The organism is Nonomuraea sp. NPDC001636 (genome assembly GCF_040298265.1).
Classification (GTDB): Bacteria; Actinomycetota; Actinomycetes; order Streptosporangiales; family Streptosporangiaceae; genus Nonomuraea.
In genome coordinates this window covers 1-15,845 of sequence record NZ_JBEOZT010000010.1, presented here as the reverse complement: position 1 = coordinate 15,845, position 15,845 = coordinate 1, and the positions used below count along the sequence as shown (strand labels likewise).

The following is a 15,845-nucleotide window of genomic DNA, read 5'->3' as shown; positions in this document are numbered from 1 at the left end:
CACCGCCGAATCTGCCGACGGTCTAGTGGCACCCCCGACGAAAGTCAGGTCTCCGCGGCGGACGGCAGCCGCTCCGGCACCGCGTCGTGCACCTGCTGGAAGATCACCGAGGTGCGGAAGCCGACGATCTCCTTGCGCTTGCTGAGCCGGTCGAGCAGGAAGGAGTGGAGGTGGTCGAGGTCCTGGACCGCGACGTGCAGCAGGAAGTCGTCGCCGCCGGCCAGCACGAACACGCTCAGCACCTCGGGCAGCTCGGCGGCCGACTGCTTGAAGGCGTTGATCACGGCCCGGCTCAGCGGGCGGACCTGGACCGAGACCATCGCCTGCGTGCTCCGGTTGAGCGCGGCGGGGTCGATGTCGGCGTGGTAGCCGCGGATCACGCCGCGCCGGGTGAGCGCCCTGACCCGTTCCAGGCAGGTCGAGGGGGCGATGCCGAGCCGGCGGGCCAGTTCCCGGTTGGACTGCCGCGCATCCGTTTGGAGCAGGCGGATGATCGCCGAATCAAGTTCGTCCATGACGCGATTCTGCTCCTGTCTCCGATCGAACGTTCGGTGGGGCGGGGGTGGGGCCGAACGATCGCGCTACTTTCGCGGGCATGACTGAACAGGGCCGGATGGGTGTGGGGCAGGGCGCGGCGTTGCTGGTGGGCGCGGTGCTGGGGCCGGGGATGCTGGTGCTGCCGCAGCTGGCCGCCGCGGCGGCGGGGCCGGCCTCCGTGCTGGCCTGGGCGGGGCTGCTCGCGCTGAGCGTGCCGGTGGCGCTGACGTTCGCGGCGCTCGGCGTCCGGTACCCCGGTGGGGGCGGGGTGGCGAGCTTCGCGGGGCTGGCCTTCGGGCCGCGGGCCGCTGCCGTGGTCGGCTGGTGGTTCTACGGGGCCGTGCCGGTCGGGACGGTGGCGGGCGCGCTGGTGGGCGGCCGGTACGTGGAGGCGTGCCTGGGCGTGGACGGCACCCTGGCCGGCGTGCTGATCCTGGCCGCGGCGTTCGCCGCCAACGCCGCCGGGCTGCGTACCTCGGGGTGGTTGCAGCTCGTCTCCGTCGCGCTGCTGGTCGTCCTGCTGGCCGTCGCCGTGGTCACCGCCGCTCCGCGGGCCGACCTCGACCACTTCACCCCCTTCGCCCCGTACGGGGCGGCCGGGGTGGCCGGCGCGGCCGGGGTGCTCATGTTCGCCTTCGTGGGCTGGGAGGCGGCCAGCCACCTGTCGGCCGAGTTCGCCACCGGAAGGCGCGGGAGGCGCGAGGGGCACGGAAGGCACGGTCTGACCAGGGCCACCGTGGTCACCCTGGTCGTGGTCGGCGTGCTGTACCTGGGCGTCGGCGTCACCTCGGTCGGCGTGCTCGGCGCGGACATGCCGGGCGTGCCGCTGACCGCGCTGCTGGAGACCGGCCTCGGGGGAGTGGCGCGGCCGGTGACCGGGCTGCTCGCGGTGCTGCTGACGTTCGGGGCGGTCAACACGTACCTGGCGGGGGCGGCGCGGCTCGGGGTGGCGCTGGCCAGGGACGGGGCCATGCCCGCCTGGCTCGCCGGGGGACGGGGGCCGTACCGGAGCCTCGGGGCGCTGGCCGTGCTGACGGTGCCGGTCGTGGTGTGGGCGGTGGACCTGGACCTGCTGATGCGGGCCACCTCGGCGTGCCTGGCGGCCGTCACGGCGGCGGGCGTGGCGGCGGCGGTGCGGGTGCTGCCCGCCGGGCGGCTGCGGGTCACCGCCGTCGTGGCGACCGGCATGTCGGCGGTCGCGCTGGCGTGCTGCGGAGCCTTCCTGGCGGTGCCCGCCGTGCTGGCCGTCGTCGCGCTGGGCGTGCTTAAAGCCCTCAGGCGGGCAGTACTCCCAGCACATGACGGCGCACCGTCGGGAGGGTGCCATGACTGAGCAGACCACGTACGCGCAGAGCAGGCAGGTCGGCGAGCAGGCCAGGGAGCGGGAATGGACGCTGCCCAGCTTCGCCAAGCAGCTGTTCCTCGGCGATCTCCGGCTGGACCTGGTGCATCCGGCGCCCGGACTGCCGGCCGAGGCCGCCGAGCGGGGCGAGGAGTTCGTCCGGGCGGTGCGGCGCTTCCTGGAGGCCCACGTCGACCCGGCCCTCATCGAGCGCACCGCGCAGGTGCCGGACGAGGTGGTGAAGGGCCTGGCCGGCCTCGGGGCGTTCGGCATCACGATCGGCACGGAGTACGGCGGCCTCGGCCTGCCCTACCTGTACTACTGCCGCGCCCTCACGCTGGTCGGCTCCTACTGCCCCGCCCTGGCCACGCTGCTGTCGGCGCACCAGTCGATCGGCGTGCCGCAGCCGCTCAAGCAGTTCGGCACCGAGGAGCAGAAGCGGGAGTTCCTGCCCCGGTGCGCGGCCGGCGAGATCTCGGCCTTCCTGCTCACCGAGCCGGACGTGGGCTCCGACCCCGCCCGCCTGTCCACGACCGCCGTGCGCGACGGCGACGACTACGTGCTGAACGGCGTCAAGCTCTGGACGACGAACGGCGTCGTCGCCGACCTGCTGGTGGTCATGGCCAGGACCGGCGAGAAGATCAGCGCGTTCGTGGTCGAGGGGAACAGTCCGGGCATCACGGTCAGGCGTCGCAACAGCTTCATGGGCCTGCGCGGCATCGAGAACGGCGTCACCGAGTTCTCCCAGGTCAGGGTGCCGGCCAAGAACCTGATCGGGAAGGAGGGCCAAGGGCTGCGGATCGCGCTCACCACCCTCAACACCGGCCGCCTGTCCCTCCCGGCGACCTGCGCGGGCAGCGTCAAGTGGGCCGTGAAGATCGCCCGCGAGTGGGGCAACGCCCGCGAGCAGTGGGGTCGCAAGGTCGGCCGGCACGAGGCCGTGGCGACCAAGATCGCCTTCATCGCGGCCACCGCGTACGCGCTGGAGGCCGTCAGCGAGCTCACCGCCCGCCTGGCCGACGACCGGCGCAACGACATCAGGATCGAGGCCGCCCTCGCCAAGCTGTACGCCACCGAGCTGTCGTACCGGGCGCTGGACGAACTGGTCCAGATCAGGGGCGGCCGTGGCTACGAGACCGCCGAGTCGCTGGCCGCCCGCGGCGAGCGCGGCGTGCCCGCCGAGCAGATGCTGCGCGACGCCCGCATCAACCGCATCTTCGAGGGCTCCTCCGAGATCATGCGCCTGATGATCACGCGTGAGGCCGTGGACGCGCACCTGACCGCGGCCGGCGAGCTGATCAACCCCGAGGCGTCCGCGCAGGAACGCGCCCGCGCGCTCGGCCGGGCGAGCCGCTTCTACGCCGGGTGGCTGCCGACCCTGGTGGCCGGCTCGGGCAGCCTGCCCACGGGGTACACCGCCTTCGGCCCGCTGGCCCAGCACCTGCGGTTCGTGGAGCGGACCAGCAGGAAGCTGGCCCGGTCCACCTTCTACGGCATGTCCCGGTGGCAGGGGAGGCTGGAGCACAAGCAGTCCTTCCTCGGGCGGATCGTCGACATCGGGGCCGAGCTGTTCGCCATGACGGCCGTCTGCGTGAAGGCCGAGGAGGACGCCGACGACCTCGGACGCAGGCCGTACGAGCTGGCCGACACCTTCTGCCACCAGGCCCGGCGCCGCGTCCGCACGCTGTTCGACGAGCTCTGGGACAACAGCGACGAGCAGGACGTGCGCCTGGCCCGGTACGTGCTCGACGGCCGCTACGAGTTCCTGGAGGAGGGCATCCTCGACCCGTCCATCGAGGGCCCGTGGATCGGGACGCCGGACGGCGGCGAGAGCGTGCGGAGAAAGATCCTGTGACGCCCGGTCTAGACCGGTTGTGAGCTTTTTCTGCCCTGAGTGTTTTCAAACCGATACCAGCCGGTATAGACCGGCTGCTGAACACAGGCTTACTCTGGCGCAAACGCGTTGAGCTGTGGCTCTCGCACCCCTCATCCCTTTGGACGGGGTCAGGTGGCTGGTACGGACCAGCGACCCGTCCGACGAGAAGGCGGTATCACCAGTGAACATGAAGCTTGTGGGCGGCGCCGCTCTCGGCCTTGCCACGATGCTGGTCCTGTCCAGCTGCGGCTCCGACGGCGGTTCGGGTGGCGGCGGGAACAACACCCAGGCCTCGGGCGGCGGCCAGGTCACCCTCAAGATGGTCGCCGCCGACTACGGCGACGGCCCCGGCAAGCCGAACTCGGGCGAGACGTTCTGGAAGGGCGTCGTGGACGAGTTCCAGGCGGCCAACCCCAACATCAAGGTCGACGTCCAGGTCATCAACTGGAACGACATCGACAAGCAGGTCGCCACCATGGTCCAGAACGGCCAGGTGCCCGACATCCTGCAGACCGGCGACTACTCCGGCTTCGTCAAGGACGGCCTGCTCTACAAGGTCGACGAGGTCCTGTCCCCGAACGTCTCCGGCGACATGCTGCAGAAGTTCGCCGACTTCGGCAAGGTGGACGGCACCGGCTACGGCATCCCGTTCGTCTCCTCCGCCCGCGCGCTGTTCTACAACAAGGATCTGTTCGCCAAGGCCGGCATCGCCGAGCCGCCCAAGACCTGGGACGAGCTCAAGGCCGCCGCCGAGAAGCTGAAGAAGGCCGGCGTCAGCCAGCCGTTCGGCCTCCCGCTGGGCCAGGAGGAGGCCCAGGGCGAGTCGTTCCTGTGGATGCTGGGCAACGGCGGCGGCTACAAGGACGCCTCCGGCAAGTGGGCCATCAACTCCCCGCAGAACGTCGAGACCTTCACCTACATGAAGGGCCTGGTCGACGCCGGCCTCACCACCCCCAACCCGGGCACCAAGGATCGCAAGACGGTCTGGGAGGACTTCGGCGCGGGCAAGGTCGGCATGGTCAACGGCGGACCCATGTCCATCCCGATCTTCGACGCGGCCGGCCTGAAGAACTACGGCGTCACGGCGATCCCCGGCAAGACCGGCCCGCTCGACACCACCCTCGGCGTCATGGACTGGATCATGGCGTTCAACAAGAACGGCCACGCCGCCGAGATCAAGAAGTTCTTCGACTTCTTCTACACCGGCAACGCGGCGCAGAAGATCTCCGACACCTACAAGCTGCTGCCCGTCACCAACGGCGGCATCAAGAAGCTGTCGGGTGACGAGAAGCTCAAGCCGTTCCTCGACGCGCTGCCCAACGCCAGCTTCTACCCGTTCCAGGACCCGAAGTGGGCCGAGGTGAACCCGGCGATCAAGCAGACCATCGGCGGCGCCGTCAAGGACGACCCCGCCAAGGTCCTCGGCGAGCTGCAGAAGACCGCCGAAGCCAGCTGATCCAGCGGGGGTCTGTGGAGCCGGCGCGCGGGTCGCGTCCCCGCGCCGGCTCCACCGTCATGGAAGGTTCCTCATGAGAAGGTTGCGCGCCCTCGAACCCCTGGCCTGGATCGGGCCGGCCGTGGTGCTGATCGCGCTGGTCGTGCTCTGGCCCGTGATCGAGATGGTCCGGTCGTCGTTCCTCAAGATCAGCCGGTTCGGAGTGGTCCAGGGAAACAACTTCCCGGACAACTACACGAAGCTGTTCGGCGAGAAGGACTTCGCCGACATCATGATCCGCAGCGTGATCTGGGTGGTCGCGGTCGTCGCGCTCACCGTGCTGGTCTCGCTCGCCCTCGCCCAGCTGTTCAACCAGCGCTTCCCCGGCCGCAAGATCGCCCGCTGGGCGCTCATCGCGCCCTGGGCGGCCTCGGTGCTGATGACGGCGATCATCTTCAAGTGGATGCTCGACCCCGAGGTCGGCGTGATCAACCAGATCAGGGTGCGGCTCGGGTTCATCGACGCGATGGGCGGCGCCTCCGCCGACCAGCTCGGCGACGCCTCCAGCGCGATGCCGTGGCTGGTGTTCGTGGCGGTCTTCGTCTCGGTGCCGTTCACGACGTACGCGCTGCTGGCCGGGCTCGCGACCATCCCCGCCGACGTCTACGAGGCGGCTAAGATGGACGGCGCCACCAAGCTCCGGACGTACTGGTCGATCACGCTGCCGCTGCTGCGCCCCGCGCTCACCGTCGCCGCGCTGATCAACGTGATGAACGTCTTCAACAGCTTCCCGATCATCTGGGCGATGACCCACGGCCAGCCGGGCTACTCGACGGCCACCTCGACCATCCTCATGTTCATCCTCAAGGGCTCGAACATCGGCGAGTCGGCCGCGATGTCCGTCGTGAACTTCGGCATGGTCATCGTGCTGACCGCGATCTTCCTGAAGGTGTCGCGCTGGAACAAGGAGGTGGCGTGATGGCCGTGCAGACCATGTCCAAGGCCGGTACGCGCCACCAGCCCGGCCACCGCGGACCTGCGCAGCGCCGCATGCCCAGGCTCAAGACCGTGATCGTGGCGGCCGCGGCCTACATCGTCGCGTTCGTCTTCCTGTTCCCGTACCTCGTCATGCTGCTGACCTCGCTGCGGTCGCAGGACTCGCTGCGCGAGGTGACGTTCTGGCCCGACGAGTGGGTGTGGTCGAACCTCGCCAACTTCTGGACCAGCGGCCTGGCCGGGAACCTGTGGGTGACGCTCAAGGTCGCCGGCGGCTCGACGATCCTGGTGCTGCTCGTGGCGCTGCCGGCCGCGTACTACTCGGCCCGGCACAAGTTCCGCGGGCGCACGGCGTTCCTGATCCTGGTGCTGATCACCCAGATGTTCCAGCCCACGGCCATGCTCGTCGGCATCTACCGCGAGTTCTACCAGTTCGGCCTGGTGGACTCGATCTGGTCGCTGATCCTGGTCAACGGCGGCTTCAACCTGGCGTTCGCGGTGTGGATCCTGAACGCCTACTTCGCCTCGATCCCGCGTGAGCTGGAGGAGGCCGCCTTCATCGACGGCAACGGCCGCTTCGGCGCGCTGTTCCGGATCACGCTGCCGCTGGCCATGCCGGGCGTGATCACCGCACTGATCTTCACGTTCATCGCGGCGTGGAACGAGTTCGTGGTCGCCCTGACCCTGACCACGACGCCGGCCAACCAGCCGCTCACGGTCGCGCTGAACTCGTTCATCGGCCAGTACCAGGTGGACTGGCAGAACCTCTTCGCGGGCTCGGTGATCGCCACCATCCCGGTGATCATCCTGTTCGCGCTGATCGAGCGGAAGGTCGTCGGCGGACTGACCGCCGGCTCGATCAAGTAGAAAACGTCCGGCCGCCACCAACCCACCGGGTGGCGGCCGGGCTCACTTCCGCGGGCTACTTCTGCGGGACGCGGGCCACGCAGAACACCGTCTGGCCGAATGGCGGGGTGATGAACCGCTCGATCAGCCGCGTGGCCGGGACCACCGTGCGGTCGTAGATCTTGACCAGCCGCGGGTCGGGGTAGCCCACGCCGCCCCGCCGGACCGCCGCCCACCAGGCGATGCCGCCCAGGAAGTTGATCGGCTTGAGCACGTCGATGTCGAGCCCCGCCTTGGCCACCGTGGCGCGCAGGGTCTTCGGCGTGTAGCGCTGGACGTGCCCGACCTTGCGGTCGAAGTCTCCATAAAGCTGCATGTAGCCGGGCACCCAGATGATGATCCGGCCGCCGGGCAGCGTGACGCGGGCCAGCGAGCGCAGCGCCTCGGCGTCGTCCTCGATGTGCTCCAGCACGTTCATCATGACGACGGTGTCGACCTTGTCCTTCAGCGGGATCTCGGTCGGCAGGCCGAACTGCAGGACGTCGATGTCGTCGCGGCCCTCGAAGCGCTTCTCCAGCTGCTCGACGCAGTAGGGGTCGAAGTCGCTGACGACCAGGCGGTCGAGCCGCGGCAGGAACTGCTCGGCGAAGTGGCCCAGCCCGGAGCCGATCTCCAGCATCGAACGGCCGACGTGCGGGGCGACCATGTCGAACTCGTACTGCCGATAGTTCTTGGCCTCGTCCCCACCCAGGTGGTTCTCCAGGGCCTCGTCACCGGCCGCCGGTTGCACTACACGGTCATACCCAGAAGACATAGTCCCGTTCCTTTGTGGGGCAGACGGATTGCACGAGTCTAATGCCCCTGAGGATGACCTGATGCGTGAAACGCCCTTCCCCGGGCGCGGGCGGATGCGATGGAATCTGACACGCCATGGACGACGACGAGGCGATCACCCGCTCGCTCGACGGTGACCTGGGGGCCTACGAGGTCCTGGTCGCCAGGTACAGCGCGCTCGCCCATCGCACCGCCGCCATGCTCGGCGCGGGCGACGAGGCCGAGGACGTCGTGCAGGAGGCGTTCGTCAAGGCTTTCCGCCATCTGCCCAAGTTCCGGCGGGACGCGCCCTTCCGTCCCTGGTTGCTGCGGATCGTGGCCAACGAGACGCACAACCTGACCCGGGCCCGCGGGCGCCGCTCCGACCTCGCCGTACGGCTCACCGCCGCCGACCCCGCCGGTCCGGTGGCCCCCGACGACCCGGCGGGCGCGGCCGTCGCCACCGACCGGCGGGCCCGGCTGCTGGCGGCCGTACGCGGCCTGCCCGAGCGGGAACGCCAGGCGGTGGTGTGCCGGTACTTCCTGCAACTGTCGGAGGCGGAGACGGCCCAGGTGCTCGGCTGGCCGGTCGGTACCGTCAAGTCCAGCACCCATCGGGGGCTGGCCCGGCTGAGGGAGGAGGTGGGCGGTGAACTCGCATGACCCCTTCGACGACCTGGAAGGCGAACTGACCGCCCTCGGCCCCCTCCTCGACACCCCGTCCCCGCCGCCGCCGGACGATGTCGCCGCCGCCGTGCGCGCCCGCCTGGAGCTCCGGCCTCAGAAGCGCAGGCGGCCGACATGGCGGCCATGGCGGCCATGGCGGACACGGCGGGCGCGGTGGCGGATCGTGGCGGCCGTCGTGCTGGCCGTCGTCGCCGTCACGGCCGCCACCCCCCAAGGCCGCGCCGCCGTGGCCCGGATCCTCCGCATCGCCGGCGTCGAACTGCAGCTCGGCGACACACCGCCCACCCCGGTACGGACCACCGCGAACCTCCCCGGCGAGCACCCGGTGGCCACGGACGACCTGCCCGGCCTGGTGCGGTTCCAGGTCAGAACCCCGGCCGAGCTCGGGCCCCCCGCCCGCGCCACCGTCGCCGACCAGGGCCGGCTGGTGTCGATGTTCTGGCCGGACGGCGTCCGGCTCGACCAGTTCCAGGGCGGCGTGGACCCGTTCTTCTTCAAGAAGCTCGGCCCGCCCTGGCCCGACTACGTCGAGATGGCCGGGACCACGGCCTGGTGGATCCCCGGCGAGCACCCGCTCGGCTACATCCGCCGCCAGGACGGCACCGAGATCCCCCTGCGCCAGGCCGCCCCCACCCTCGTCTGGCAGCGGGACGCGCTCACCTACCGCCTGGAGGGCGCCGGCACCAGGGAACGGGCGGTGCGGATCGCCGGGTCACTGCGGTGAGCCGGTCAGCCAGTCGTCCACGCCCTTGAGCAGCTCCTTGCGCACCGGCTCCGGCGCGGTCGAGGACCGGATCGACTGCCGGGCCAGCTCGGCGATCTCGGCGTCGGAGAACTCGTAGACCTCCCTGGCCAGCTCGTACTGGCGCAGCAGCCGGGTGCCGAACAGCAGCGGGTCGTCGGCGCCCAGCGCGATCGGCACCCCGGCGTCGAACAGCCGCCGCAGCGGCACGTCCGCCGCCCGCTCGGCCACGCCCAGCCCCACGTTGGACGTCGGGCACACCTCGCAGCAGATCTGCCGGTCGGCCAGCCGCTGCATCAGCCACGGGTCCTCGGCCGCCCGCACGCCGTGCCCGACCCGGTCGGCGCCCAGGTCGTCGATGCACTGGCTCACGCTGCGCGGCCCGAGCAGCTCGCCGCCGTGCGGCACGGCCAGCAGCCCGCCGCGCTTGGCGATGCGGAAGGCCCGCTCGAAGTCGCGCGCCGCGCCGCGCCGCTCGTCGTTGGACAGGCCGAAGCCCACCACGCCCCGGTCGGCGTACTGGGTGGCGAGCCTGGCCAGGGTGTTCGCGTCGAGCGGATGCCGGGTCCTGTTGGCCGCCACGATCACCGGCATGTGCACCCCGGCGTGCTCGGCGGCCTGCCGCGCCGCGTCGAGCATCAGCTCCAGTGTGGCCGTGAGCCCGCCGAACCGCGCGGCGAACCCGGACGGGTCCACCTGGATCTCCAGCCACCGGGAACCGGCCGCCGCCTCGTCCTCGGCCGTCTCGCGCAGCAGCCGGTAGACGTGCTCTGGACGGCTCAGCACGGACCTGGCGATGTCGTACAGCCGCTGGAACCTGAACCAGCCGCGCTCGTCGGTGGCCCGCAGCCGCGGCGGCCAGTCCTGCTCCAGCGCGTCGGGCAGGTGCAGCCCCTGCTCCCTGGCCAGCTCGATCAGCGTCGAGTGCCGCATGGAGCCGGTGAAGTGCAGGTGGAGATGGGCTTTGGGCAGCGTGTGCAGGGGCCGGTGCATTTCCATATTTTGCCACTGGCCCCAGGTGCGGATTCGCATGTCGCCCAAGGCTGCGGGACCGGCATCGGCACGGTAGAGATCGGCCGGATCGGGGGATCAACCGTCCATGATCCCTGAGGGTGCGGGCGTCGCGGGGCAGGGCCGGCGCGCGCTGCTCGCCGGCCTGGCGTTCGCGGTGACCGCTCTCGCCATCTACGCCCTGTTCCATTCGGGTTTCGGCCGTCCGCACCCGCCTTCTGCGGGCTCGTCGTACGTGCCCCCGCCGCCCCTGAAGGCGCCGTCCAGCCCCGGCGCGGCGGCGGCGCGGGCCGAGCTCCCGCTCGCGGTCGTCTCCGACGACCTCTGGCTCACCTACCTGCCCCGCGGCCTGCGCCGCAGCGGCGGCGGCCCGATCGCCCCCGACGGCGTCCTGGCCAGGTACGGCACCGCCAAGCGCTACGTGGAGGCCCAGGTCGAGCACGGCGCGGTGGCCGCCGACTGGGACACCTACCGCGCGCACGCCGGCGTGCTGGACCCCCGCGAGACCACGATCAGGGGCCGGCCCGCGGTGGTCGGCGCGCATCCGCGCGGCGGCAGGGTGATCGCCTGGCTGGAACGCCCCGGCACGGGCGCCTGGATCCGGGTGAGCGACTCACTCGGCGGCGAGCTGCTGCCTATTGCCGCCTCGGCCCGCGCTCCTGTAGGAGACTAGGAGCCTTTTCCCTGGTTGATCCCACGAGTCATGGGGGGACGATGCGGCGCCCGGCAGCGGTGTTCATCACGTTCGCGCTGGCCGCAGGCACGGGCGGGTGCGGCGGCGACACGCCGCGACCGCCCAGCACCACCCCGCCGCCGCCGTCGGCGAGCGAGCCGGCGACCGGGAGACCCGTCACGCTGGCCTGCGGATCGACCCGGCTGGAGATCCCCGGCGCGCCCCCGCCCCTGGCCCGCGCCGGCACCTTCGGCCGCCTGGGCGCGCTCGCCAGGCGGCTCACGGTCAGGGGCGTGACGTGGCGCGACGACGAGGACGAGCAACTGCGGGTGGGCGTGGTGTGCGGCGTGCGGACGGCCGAGCAGTTCGCCACGCTGGTGGCCCGCTCGACCCTGACCGCCTACCGCGGCAAACCCGCGCTGCGCTGGACGAGCCGCGACGGCCTGCGCAACTTCATGTGGCTGGAGAGCCCCGGCACGGCCGTCTACCTCGCCGCCACGCCCGGCATGACCGCCCAGCTCCGCCAGACCGCCGCCGCCGTCAGACCCGCCACCTCCTGAGCCGCTTCCCGAGCCGGTGTAGGTGCCCCGCCGCGGCCACGGAAGGCCGGCAGGGCGCCCCGGAGGCCGCTCAGCGAGCCTCGGACAGCAGCTTGGCCATCCGGCTGACGCCCTCGACCAGATCGTCGTCACCGAGGGCGTAGGACAGCCGGAAGTAGCCGGGCGTGCCGAACGCCTCGCCCGGCACGACCGCCACCTCGGCCTCCTCCAGGATCAGCTCGGCCAGCTCCGCCGACGTCCCGGGCCGTCGCCCGCGCAGCTCCTTGCCCAGCAGCCCCTTGACCGACGGGTACGCGTAGAACGCCCCCTTCGGCTCCGGGCAGAACACGCCCGGGATCTCGTTGAGCATCCGCACCATGGTCTGACGCCGCCGGTCGAAGGCCGACCGCATCTCCGCCACGGCCGACAGGTCGCCGGAGACCGCGGCCAGCGCGGCCCGCTGCGACACGTTGGCCACGTTGGAGGTGGCGTGCGACTGCAGGTTGGCGGCGGCCTTGACCACGTCGGCCGGGCCGATCAGCCAGCCCACCCGCCAGCCGGTCATCGCGTACGTCTTGGCCACGCCGTTGAGGATCACGACCCGGTCGCCCAGCTCGGGTACGGCCGTGGCGATGCTGGTGAACTCGGCGCCGCCGTAGACCAGGTGCTCGTAGATCTCGTCGGTGACCACCCACAGCCCGTGCTCGGCCGCCCACCGGCCGATCGCCACGGTCTCCTCGCGCGAGTAGACCGCGCCCGTCGGGTTGGACGGCGAGACGAACAGCAGCACCTTCGTCCGCTCGGTACGGGCCGCTTCGAGCTGCTCGACGCCGGCCAGGTAGCCCGTGGACTCGTCGGTCACCACGTCGATCTGCACGCCCCCGGCCAGCTTGATCGCCTCGGGGTAGGTCGTCCAGTAGGGGGCGACCACGATGACCTCGTCGCCCGGGTCGAGCAGCGTGGCGAACGCCTCGTAGACGGCCTGCTTGCCGCCGTTGGTGACGAGCACCTGGGACGGCTCGACGGAGTAGCCGGAGTCGCGCCGCGTCTTGTCGGCGATGGCCTGCTTCAGCTCGGGAAGGCCGCCCGCCGGCGTGTACTTGTGGTTGCGCGGGTCGCGGGCCGCCTCGACCGCCGCCTCGACGATGTAGCCGGGCGTCGGGAAGTCGGGCTCGCCGGCGCCGAAGCCGATGACCGGGCGGCCGGCGGCCTTCATCGCCTTCGCCTTGGCGTCCACCGCGAGCGTGGCGGACTCGGAAATCGCGGAGATTCTTGCGGAGATACGGGGTCGCGTGGACATGCCTTCCATGCTCCCACGCGGGCGTGACCTGGGCGATCAGGTTTGGGTTCGACGTACCGGGCAATCCCCCGTATGCTTTCGCCTGGTCCTTCCGCCGCATGTCGGCGAGCGGTTCGGTCCAGGCAGTGAGTCAATCAGGGTAGTGTGGTTGACGACATAGGGCACTGGCGCAATTGGTAGCGCACCGGTCTCCAAAACCGGCGGTTGGGGGTTCGAGTCCCTCGTGCCCTGCGAGTGCGGTCCGCGCAATAATGGCGTGTAAGCGCGCCGCAAAACTGCGTTGGATACGACAGATTCAGGTGAGGACTGTGGCGATCGACACGCGCGGCGAGACCGCAGGCAAGCCCAGTGGCGAGAAGAAGACACGCACTTCACCTGCCCTTTTCTACCGGCAGGTCGTCAACGAGCTCCGCAAGGTCATCTGGCCGACACGCAAGGATCTCATCACCTACACCACGGTCGTTCTGGTATTCGTTCTGATCATGGTGGCGATCGTTTATGGGCTCGACGCCGCTCTGGGCTGGGCCGTCCTCCGCGTCTTCGGCGGGGAGTGATCCCGCCTAGCTCGACACCGTGTGGTGTCGGCTGACGGCGACACCATTCGATTCGAGGAAATGAGGAAAGGTCACGTGTCCGAGTCTTCTGTTCCGGCCGAGGAACCCCGCGACGAGCGGGGCGACGACGAGCTGGGAGAGGCCACCGACGAATGGGGCGACGAGCTGGGTGAGGCTCGCGACGAAGGCGTCGAGGCGGCTCTCCAGGAGGCCGACGAGACCGACGAGGTCGAGGAGTCGGAGGAGGCCACCGCCGACGCGGAGGCCGAGATCCTGCCCGACGTCGACCCGGTCGAGGAGTTCAAGAGCTCCCTGCGCGGGCTCCCCGGCGAGTGGTACGTGATCCACTCCTACGCCGGCTACGAGAACCGCGTGAAGTCCAACATCGAGAGCCGCAACGTGTCGCTCAACATGGAGGACTACATCTACCAGGTCGAGGTGCCCACGCACACCGTCCAGGAGTTCAAGAGCGGCAAGAAGGTCCCGGTCAAGGAGCGCGTGCTGCCCGGCTACGTCCTGGTGCGCATGGAGCTGACCGACGAGTCCTGGGCCGCCGTGCGCAACACGCCCGGCGTGACCGGTTTCGTCGGCCTGTCCAACAAGCCGAGCCCGCTCAGCCTCGACGAGGTCGCCAAGCTTCTGGCGCCCGAGCCGTCCGAGGAGAGCAAGAAGGCCACCACCAAGGCGGCCTCCGGCCCCACGGTCGAGTTCGAGATCGGCGAGTCCGTCACGGTCATGGACGGCCCCTTCGCCACCCTGCCCGCCTCGGTCAGCGAGATCAGCCCCGAGTCGCAGAAGCTCAAGGTGCTCGTCTCGATCTTCGGCCGTGAGACCCCGGTCGAGCTCTCGTTCAACCAGGTCTCGAAGATCTAAGACGATCACCTACACTTAGACGTTCGGTCGGCCGCCTTTCGCGAAGGGTGGCCTTCCGACATGTCCGGGCGCATCCGCGTCCGGACGGCATCACGATCAGGACCCGGAGAAGGACTCATGCCTCCGAAGAAGAAGATCGCGGCGCTCGTCAAGGTCCAGCTCCCCGCTGGCCAGGCCACGCCCGCTCCGCCGGTCGGTACCGCCCTCGGTCCCCACGGCGTCAACATCATGGACTTCGTCAAGCAGTACAACGCTGCGACGGAGTCCCAGCGGGGCAACATCATCCCCGTTGAGATCACCATTTTCGAAGACCGCAGCTTCACCTTCATCACGAAGACGCCCCCGGCGCCTGAGCTGATCAAGAAGGCCCTGGGTCTCGACAAGGGCAGCGCCGTCCCCCACAAGGACAAGGTCGGCCGGCTGACGCGCGAGCAGCTGCGCAGCATCGCCGAGACCAAGATGCCCGACCTCAACGCCAACGACGTCGAGGCTGCAGAGAAGATCATCGCCGGCACCGCCCGGTCGATGGGCATCACGATCGCCGACTAAGACCTTTCCCAGATCCGTGGGAGGGCCGGGTCCCGGCCCGCGTACCACAAGGAGACAGACATGAAGCGCAGCAAGGCGCACAAGGACGCGGCGGCCAAGGTCGACCGCGACAAGCTCTACACGCCCGCCGACGCCGCGAAGCTGGCCAAGGAGACGTCGACCACCAAGTTCGACGCCACCGTGGAAGTGGCGCTGCGGCTGGGTGTCGACCCTCGCAAGGCCGACCAGATCGTGCGCGGCACGGTCAACCTCCCGCACGGCACCGGTAAGACCGCCCGGGTCCTGGTCTTCGCGACCGGTGACCGTGCCGAGGCAGCCCGCGAGGCGGGCGCCGACATCGTCGGCGCCGACGAGCTGATCGACGAGATCGCCAAGGGCAACCGGCTCAACGAGTTCGACGCCGTGGTCGCCACCCCCGACCTCATGGGCAAGGTCGGCCGTCTGGGCCGCGTGCTCGGCCCGCGCGGTCTCATGCCCAACCCCAAGACCGGCACCGTGACGCCCGACGTCGCCAAGGCCGTGACGGAGATCAAGGGCGGCAAGATCGAGTTCCGCACCGACCGGCAGGCCAACCTGCACTTCATCATCGGCAAGACGTCGTTCCCCGAGCGTCAGCTCATCGAGAACTACGCCGCCGCCCTTGACGAGGTGCTGCGTCTCAAGCCGTCGGCGGCCAAGGGGCGTTACCTGAAGAAGGTCACCTTCTCCACCACCATGGGCCCCGGCGTTCCCGTCGACCCCAACCTCACCCGTGGCCTGACCGCCGAGCTCGACGCGTAACGGTCGCACGTTCTTCGAAAGGCCCCCGCCTGTCTCAGGCGGGGGCCTTTCGCTCTGTCCGGGCACCGGGTCTCGGTCGGCCGGGGGGCCGCCGGGCGCCGGGCCGGAGCCGTTTCGTTCGGGTTGTTCGGCCCGGACGATCTCTCCAGGTGAGCGGCGTTGTGCAGAAATCGTGCACAGCCTGTGGGGGATAACCCCAATGCCGGGAAGTTAAGGGCTTTGGGCTGCTGTCAACTGGTGTTCGGTGAGGACGTTGATGGTGGTGCTCGCGCGGTGGTTGGTGCGGTCGACG

17 protein-coding genes and 1 tRNA gene are annotated in these 15,845 nt (G+C 70.2%); 14 read left to right on the top strand and 4 right to left on the bottom strand.

From position 1 onward, the window contains the following. Positions 1-44 precede the first annotated feature (44 nt). Positions 45-515, bottom strand: a complete 471-nt coding sequence (locus tag ABT158_RS20085; RefSeq protein WP_352355343.1) for an Lrp/AsnC family transcriptional regulator — start codon at positions 513-515, stop codon at positions 45-47. 80 nt (positions 516-595) lie between these two features. On the opposite strand from ABT158_RS20085, the gene ABT158_RS20080 reads away from it, so the two are divergent. From ABT158_RS20080 to ABT158_RS20060, 5 genes are all read left to right on the top strand, one after another. Then, positions 596-1,870, top strand: coding sequence for an APC family permease (locus tag ABT158_RS20080; protein WP_352355341.1), 1,275 nt, complete (start codon positions 596-598; stop codon positions 1,868-1,870). After that, on the top strand, positions 1,863-3,734 hold the full coding sequence (locus tag ABT158_RS20075) for an acyl-CoA dehydrogenase family protein (protein WP_352355339.1): 1,872 nt from the start codon (positions 1,863-1,865) through the stop codon (positions 3,732-3,734). The genes ABT158_RS20080 and ABT158_RS20075 overlap by 8 nt, the downstream gene beginning before the upstream one ends. 208 nt (positions 3,735-3,942) lie before the next feature. Beyond that, entirely contained in the window at positions 3,943-5,211 is a 1,269-nt protein-coding gene (locus ABT158_RS20070) for an extracellular solute-binding protein (RefSeq protein ID WP_352355337.1), read from the top strand. A 73-nt stretch (positions 5,212-5,284) separates the two neighbouring features. Continuing rightward, entirely contained in the window at positions 5,285-6,169 is an 885-nt protein-coding gene (locus tag ABT158_RS20065) for a carbohydrate ABC transporter permease (protein WP_352355335.1), read from the top strand. Further along, positions 6,169-7,053 carry a carbohydrate ABC transporter permease gene (locus ABT158_RS20060; protein ID WP_352355333.1) on the top strand — a complete coding sequence of 295 codons (885 nt, stop codon included), beginning with the start codon at positions 6,169-6,171 and terminating at the stop codon, positions 7,051-7,053. The genes ABT158_RS20065 and ABT158_RS20060 overlap by 1 nt, the downstream gene beginning before the upstream one ends. A 55-nt stretch (positions 7,054-7,108) precedes the next feature. On the opposite strand, the gene ABT158_RS20055 is transcribed toward ABT158_RS20060, so the two are convergent. Further along, the gene (locus ABT158_RS20055; protein WP_352355331.1) at positions 7,109-7,846 is read right to left on the bottom strand and encodes a class I SAM-dependent methyltransferase; all 738 of its coding nucleotides are present in this window, start codon (positions 7,844-7,846) and stop codon (positions 7,109-7,111) included. 116 nt (positions 7,847-7,962) lie between these two features. Here ABT158_RS20055 and ABT158_RS20050 point away from each other — a divergent pair, with 116 nt between their 5' ends. Together ABT158_RS20050 and ABT158_RS20045 are read left to right on the top strand one after the other, a co-directional pair. After that, a complete protein-coding gene (locus ABT158_RS20050) occupies positions 7,963-8,508 on the top strand; it encodes an RNA polymerase sigma factor (RefSeq protein ID WP_352355329.1) in 546 nt (181 codons plus the stop codon). Then, the gene (locus ABT158_RS20045; RefSeq protein ID WP_352355327.1) at positions 8,495-9,256 is read left to right on the top strand and encodes a hypothetical protein; all 762 of its coding nucleotides are present in this window, start codon (positions 8,495-8,497) and stop codon (positions 9,254-9,256) included. The genes ABT158_RS20050 and ABT158_RS20045 overlap by 14 nt, the downstream gene beginning before the upstream one ends. On the opposite strand, the gene ABT158_RS20040 is transcribed toward ABT158_RS20045, so the two are convergent. Continuing rightward, the gene (locus tag ABT158_RS20040; RefSeq protein WP_352355325.1) at positions 9,245-10,267 is read right to left on the bottom strand and encodes an adenosine deaminase; all 1,023 of its coding nucleotides are present in this window, start codon (positions 10,265-10,267) and stop codon (positions 9,245-9,247) included. The genes ABT158_RS20045 and ABT158_RS20040 overlap by 12 nt on opposite strands. 106 nt (positions 10,268-10,373) lie before the next feature. Here ABT158_RS20040 and ABT158_RS20035 point away from each other — a divergent pair, with 106 nt between their 5' ends. After that, entirely contained in the window at positions 10,374-10,958 is a 585-nt protein-coding gene (locus ABT158_RS20035; protein ID WP_352355323.1) for a hypothetical protein, read from the top strand. 41 nt (positions 10,959-10,999) lie between these two features. Then, entirely contained in the window at positions 11,000-11,518 is a 519-nt protein-coding gene (locus ABT158_RS20030; RefSeq protein ID WP_352355321.1) for a hypothetical protein, read from the top strand. A gap of 70 nt (positions 11,519-11,588) precedes the next feature. Here ABT158_RS20030 and ABT158_RS20025 read toward each other — a convergent pair whose 3' ends face one another. Continuing rightward, positions 11,589-12,797, bottom strand: coding sequence for a pyridoxal phosphate-dependent aminotransferase (locus ABT158_RS20025; protein ID WP_352355319.1), 1,209 nt, complete (start codon positions 12,795-12,797; stop codon positions 11,589-11,591). A gap of 158 nt (positions 12,798-12,955) precedes the next feature. Here ABT158_RS20025 and ABT158_RS20020 point away from each other — a divergent pair. The 5 genes from ABT158_RS20020 to rplA all read left to right on the top strand — a co-directional run bounded on the left by ABT158_RS20020 (position 12,956) and on the right by rplA (position 15,553). Then, a tRNA-Trp gene (locus ABT158_RS20020) sits at positions 12,956-13,028 on the top strand. Between the two features lie 77 nt (positions 13,029-13,105). After that, positions 13,106-13,351 (top strand): preprotein translocase subunit SecE, encoded by a 246-nt coding sequence (gene secE, locus ABT158_RS20015; RefSeq protein ID WP_125642950.1) that lies wholly within the window; start codon positions 13,106-13,108, stop codon positions 13,349-13,351. Between the two features lie 60 nt (positions 13,352-13,411). Continuing rightward, the gene (gene nusG, locus ABT158_RS20010) at positions 13,412-14,224 is read left to right on the top strand and encodes a transcription termination/antitermination protein NusG (protein WP_502911555.1); all 813 of its coding nucleotides are present in this window, start codon (positions 13,412-13,414) and stop codon (positions 14,222-14,224) included. Positions 14,225-14,341: 117 nt separating this feature from the next. Beyond that, positions 14,342-14,773, top strand: coding sequence for a 50S ribosomal protein L11 (gene rplK / locus ABT158_RS20005; RefSeq protein ID WP_125642947.1), 432 nt, complete (start codon positions 14,342-14,344; stop codon positions 14,771-14,773). Between the two features lie 60 nt (positions 14,774-14,833). Further along, positions 14,834-15,553, top strand: coding sequence for a 50S ribosomal protein L1 (gene rplA, locus ABT158_RS20000; protein ID WP_352325431.1), 720 nt, complete (start codon positions 14,834-14,836; stop codon positions 15,551-15,553). The last annotated feature ends 292 nt before the right edge of the window (positions 15,554-15,845 follow it).

Excerpts from the sequence above, each read along its gene's own strand:
- ABT158_RS20085 (WP_352355343.1), bottom strand. The coding sequence starts at position 515 with ATGGACGAACTTGATTCGGCGATCATCCGCCTGCTCCAAACGGATGCG.
- ABT158_RS20080 (WP_352355341.1), top strand. The coding sequence starts at position 596 with ATGACTGAACAGGGCCGGATGGGTGTGGGGCAGGGCGCGGCGTTGCTG.
- ABT158_RS20075 (WP_352355339.1), top strand. The coding sequence starts at position 1,863 with ATGACTGAGCAGACCACGTACGCGCAGAGCAGGCAGGTCGGCGAGCAG.
- ABT158_RS20070 (WP_352355337.1), top strand. The coding sequence starts at position 3,943 with ATGAAGCTTGTGGGCGGCGCCGCTCTCGGCCTTGCCACGATGCTGGTC.
- ABT158_RS20065 (WP_352355335.1), top strand. The coding sequence starts at position 5,285 with ATGAGAAGGTTGCGCGCCCTCGAACCCCTGGCCTGGATCGGGCCGGCC.
- ABT158_RS20060 (WP_352355333.1), top strand. The coding sequence starts at position 6,169 with ATGGCCGTGCAGACCATGTCCAAGGCCGGTACGCGCCACCAGCCCGGC.
- ABT158_RS20055 (WP_352355331.1), bottom strand. The coding sequence starts at position 7,846 with ATGTCTTCTGGGTATGACCGTGTAGTGCAACCGGCGGCCGGTGACGAG.
- ABT158_RS20050 (WP_352355329.1), top strand. The coding sequence starts at position 7,963 with ATGGACGACGACGAGGCGATCACCCGCTCGCTCGACGGTGACCTGGGG.
- ABT158_RS20040 (WP_352355325.1), bottom strand. The coding sequence starts at position 10,267 with ATGCACCGGCCCCTGCACACGCTGCCCAAAGCCCATCTCCACCTGCAC.
- ABT158_RS20035 (WP_352355323.1), top strand. The coding sequence starts at position 10,374 with ATGATCCCTGAGGGTGCGGGCGTCGCGGGGCAGGGCCGGCGCGCGCTG.
- ABT158_RS20030 (WP_352355321.1), top strand. The coding sequence starts at position 11,000 with ATGCGGCGCCCGGCAGCGGTGTTCATCACGTTCGCGCTGGCCGCAGGC.
- ABT158_RS20025 (WP_352355319.1), bottom strand. The coding sequence starts at position 12,797 with ATGTCCACGCGACCCCGTATCTCCGCAAGAATCTCCGCGATTTCCGAG.
- nusG (WP_502911555.1), top strand. The coding sequence starts at position 13,412 with ATGAGGAAAGGTCACGTGTCCGAGTCTTCTGTTCCGGCCGAGGAACCC.
- rplK (WP_125642947.1), top strand. The coding sequence starts at position 14,342 with ATGCCTCCGAAGAAGAAGATCGCGGCGCTCGTCAAGGTCCAGCTCCCC.
- rplA (WP_352325431.1), top strand. The coding sequence starts at position 14,834 with ATGAAGCGCAGCAAGGCGCACAAGGACGCGGCGGCCAAGGTCGACCGC.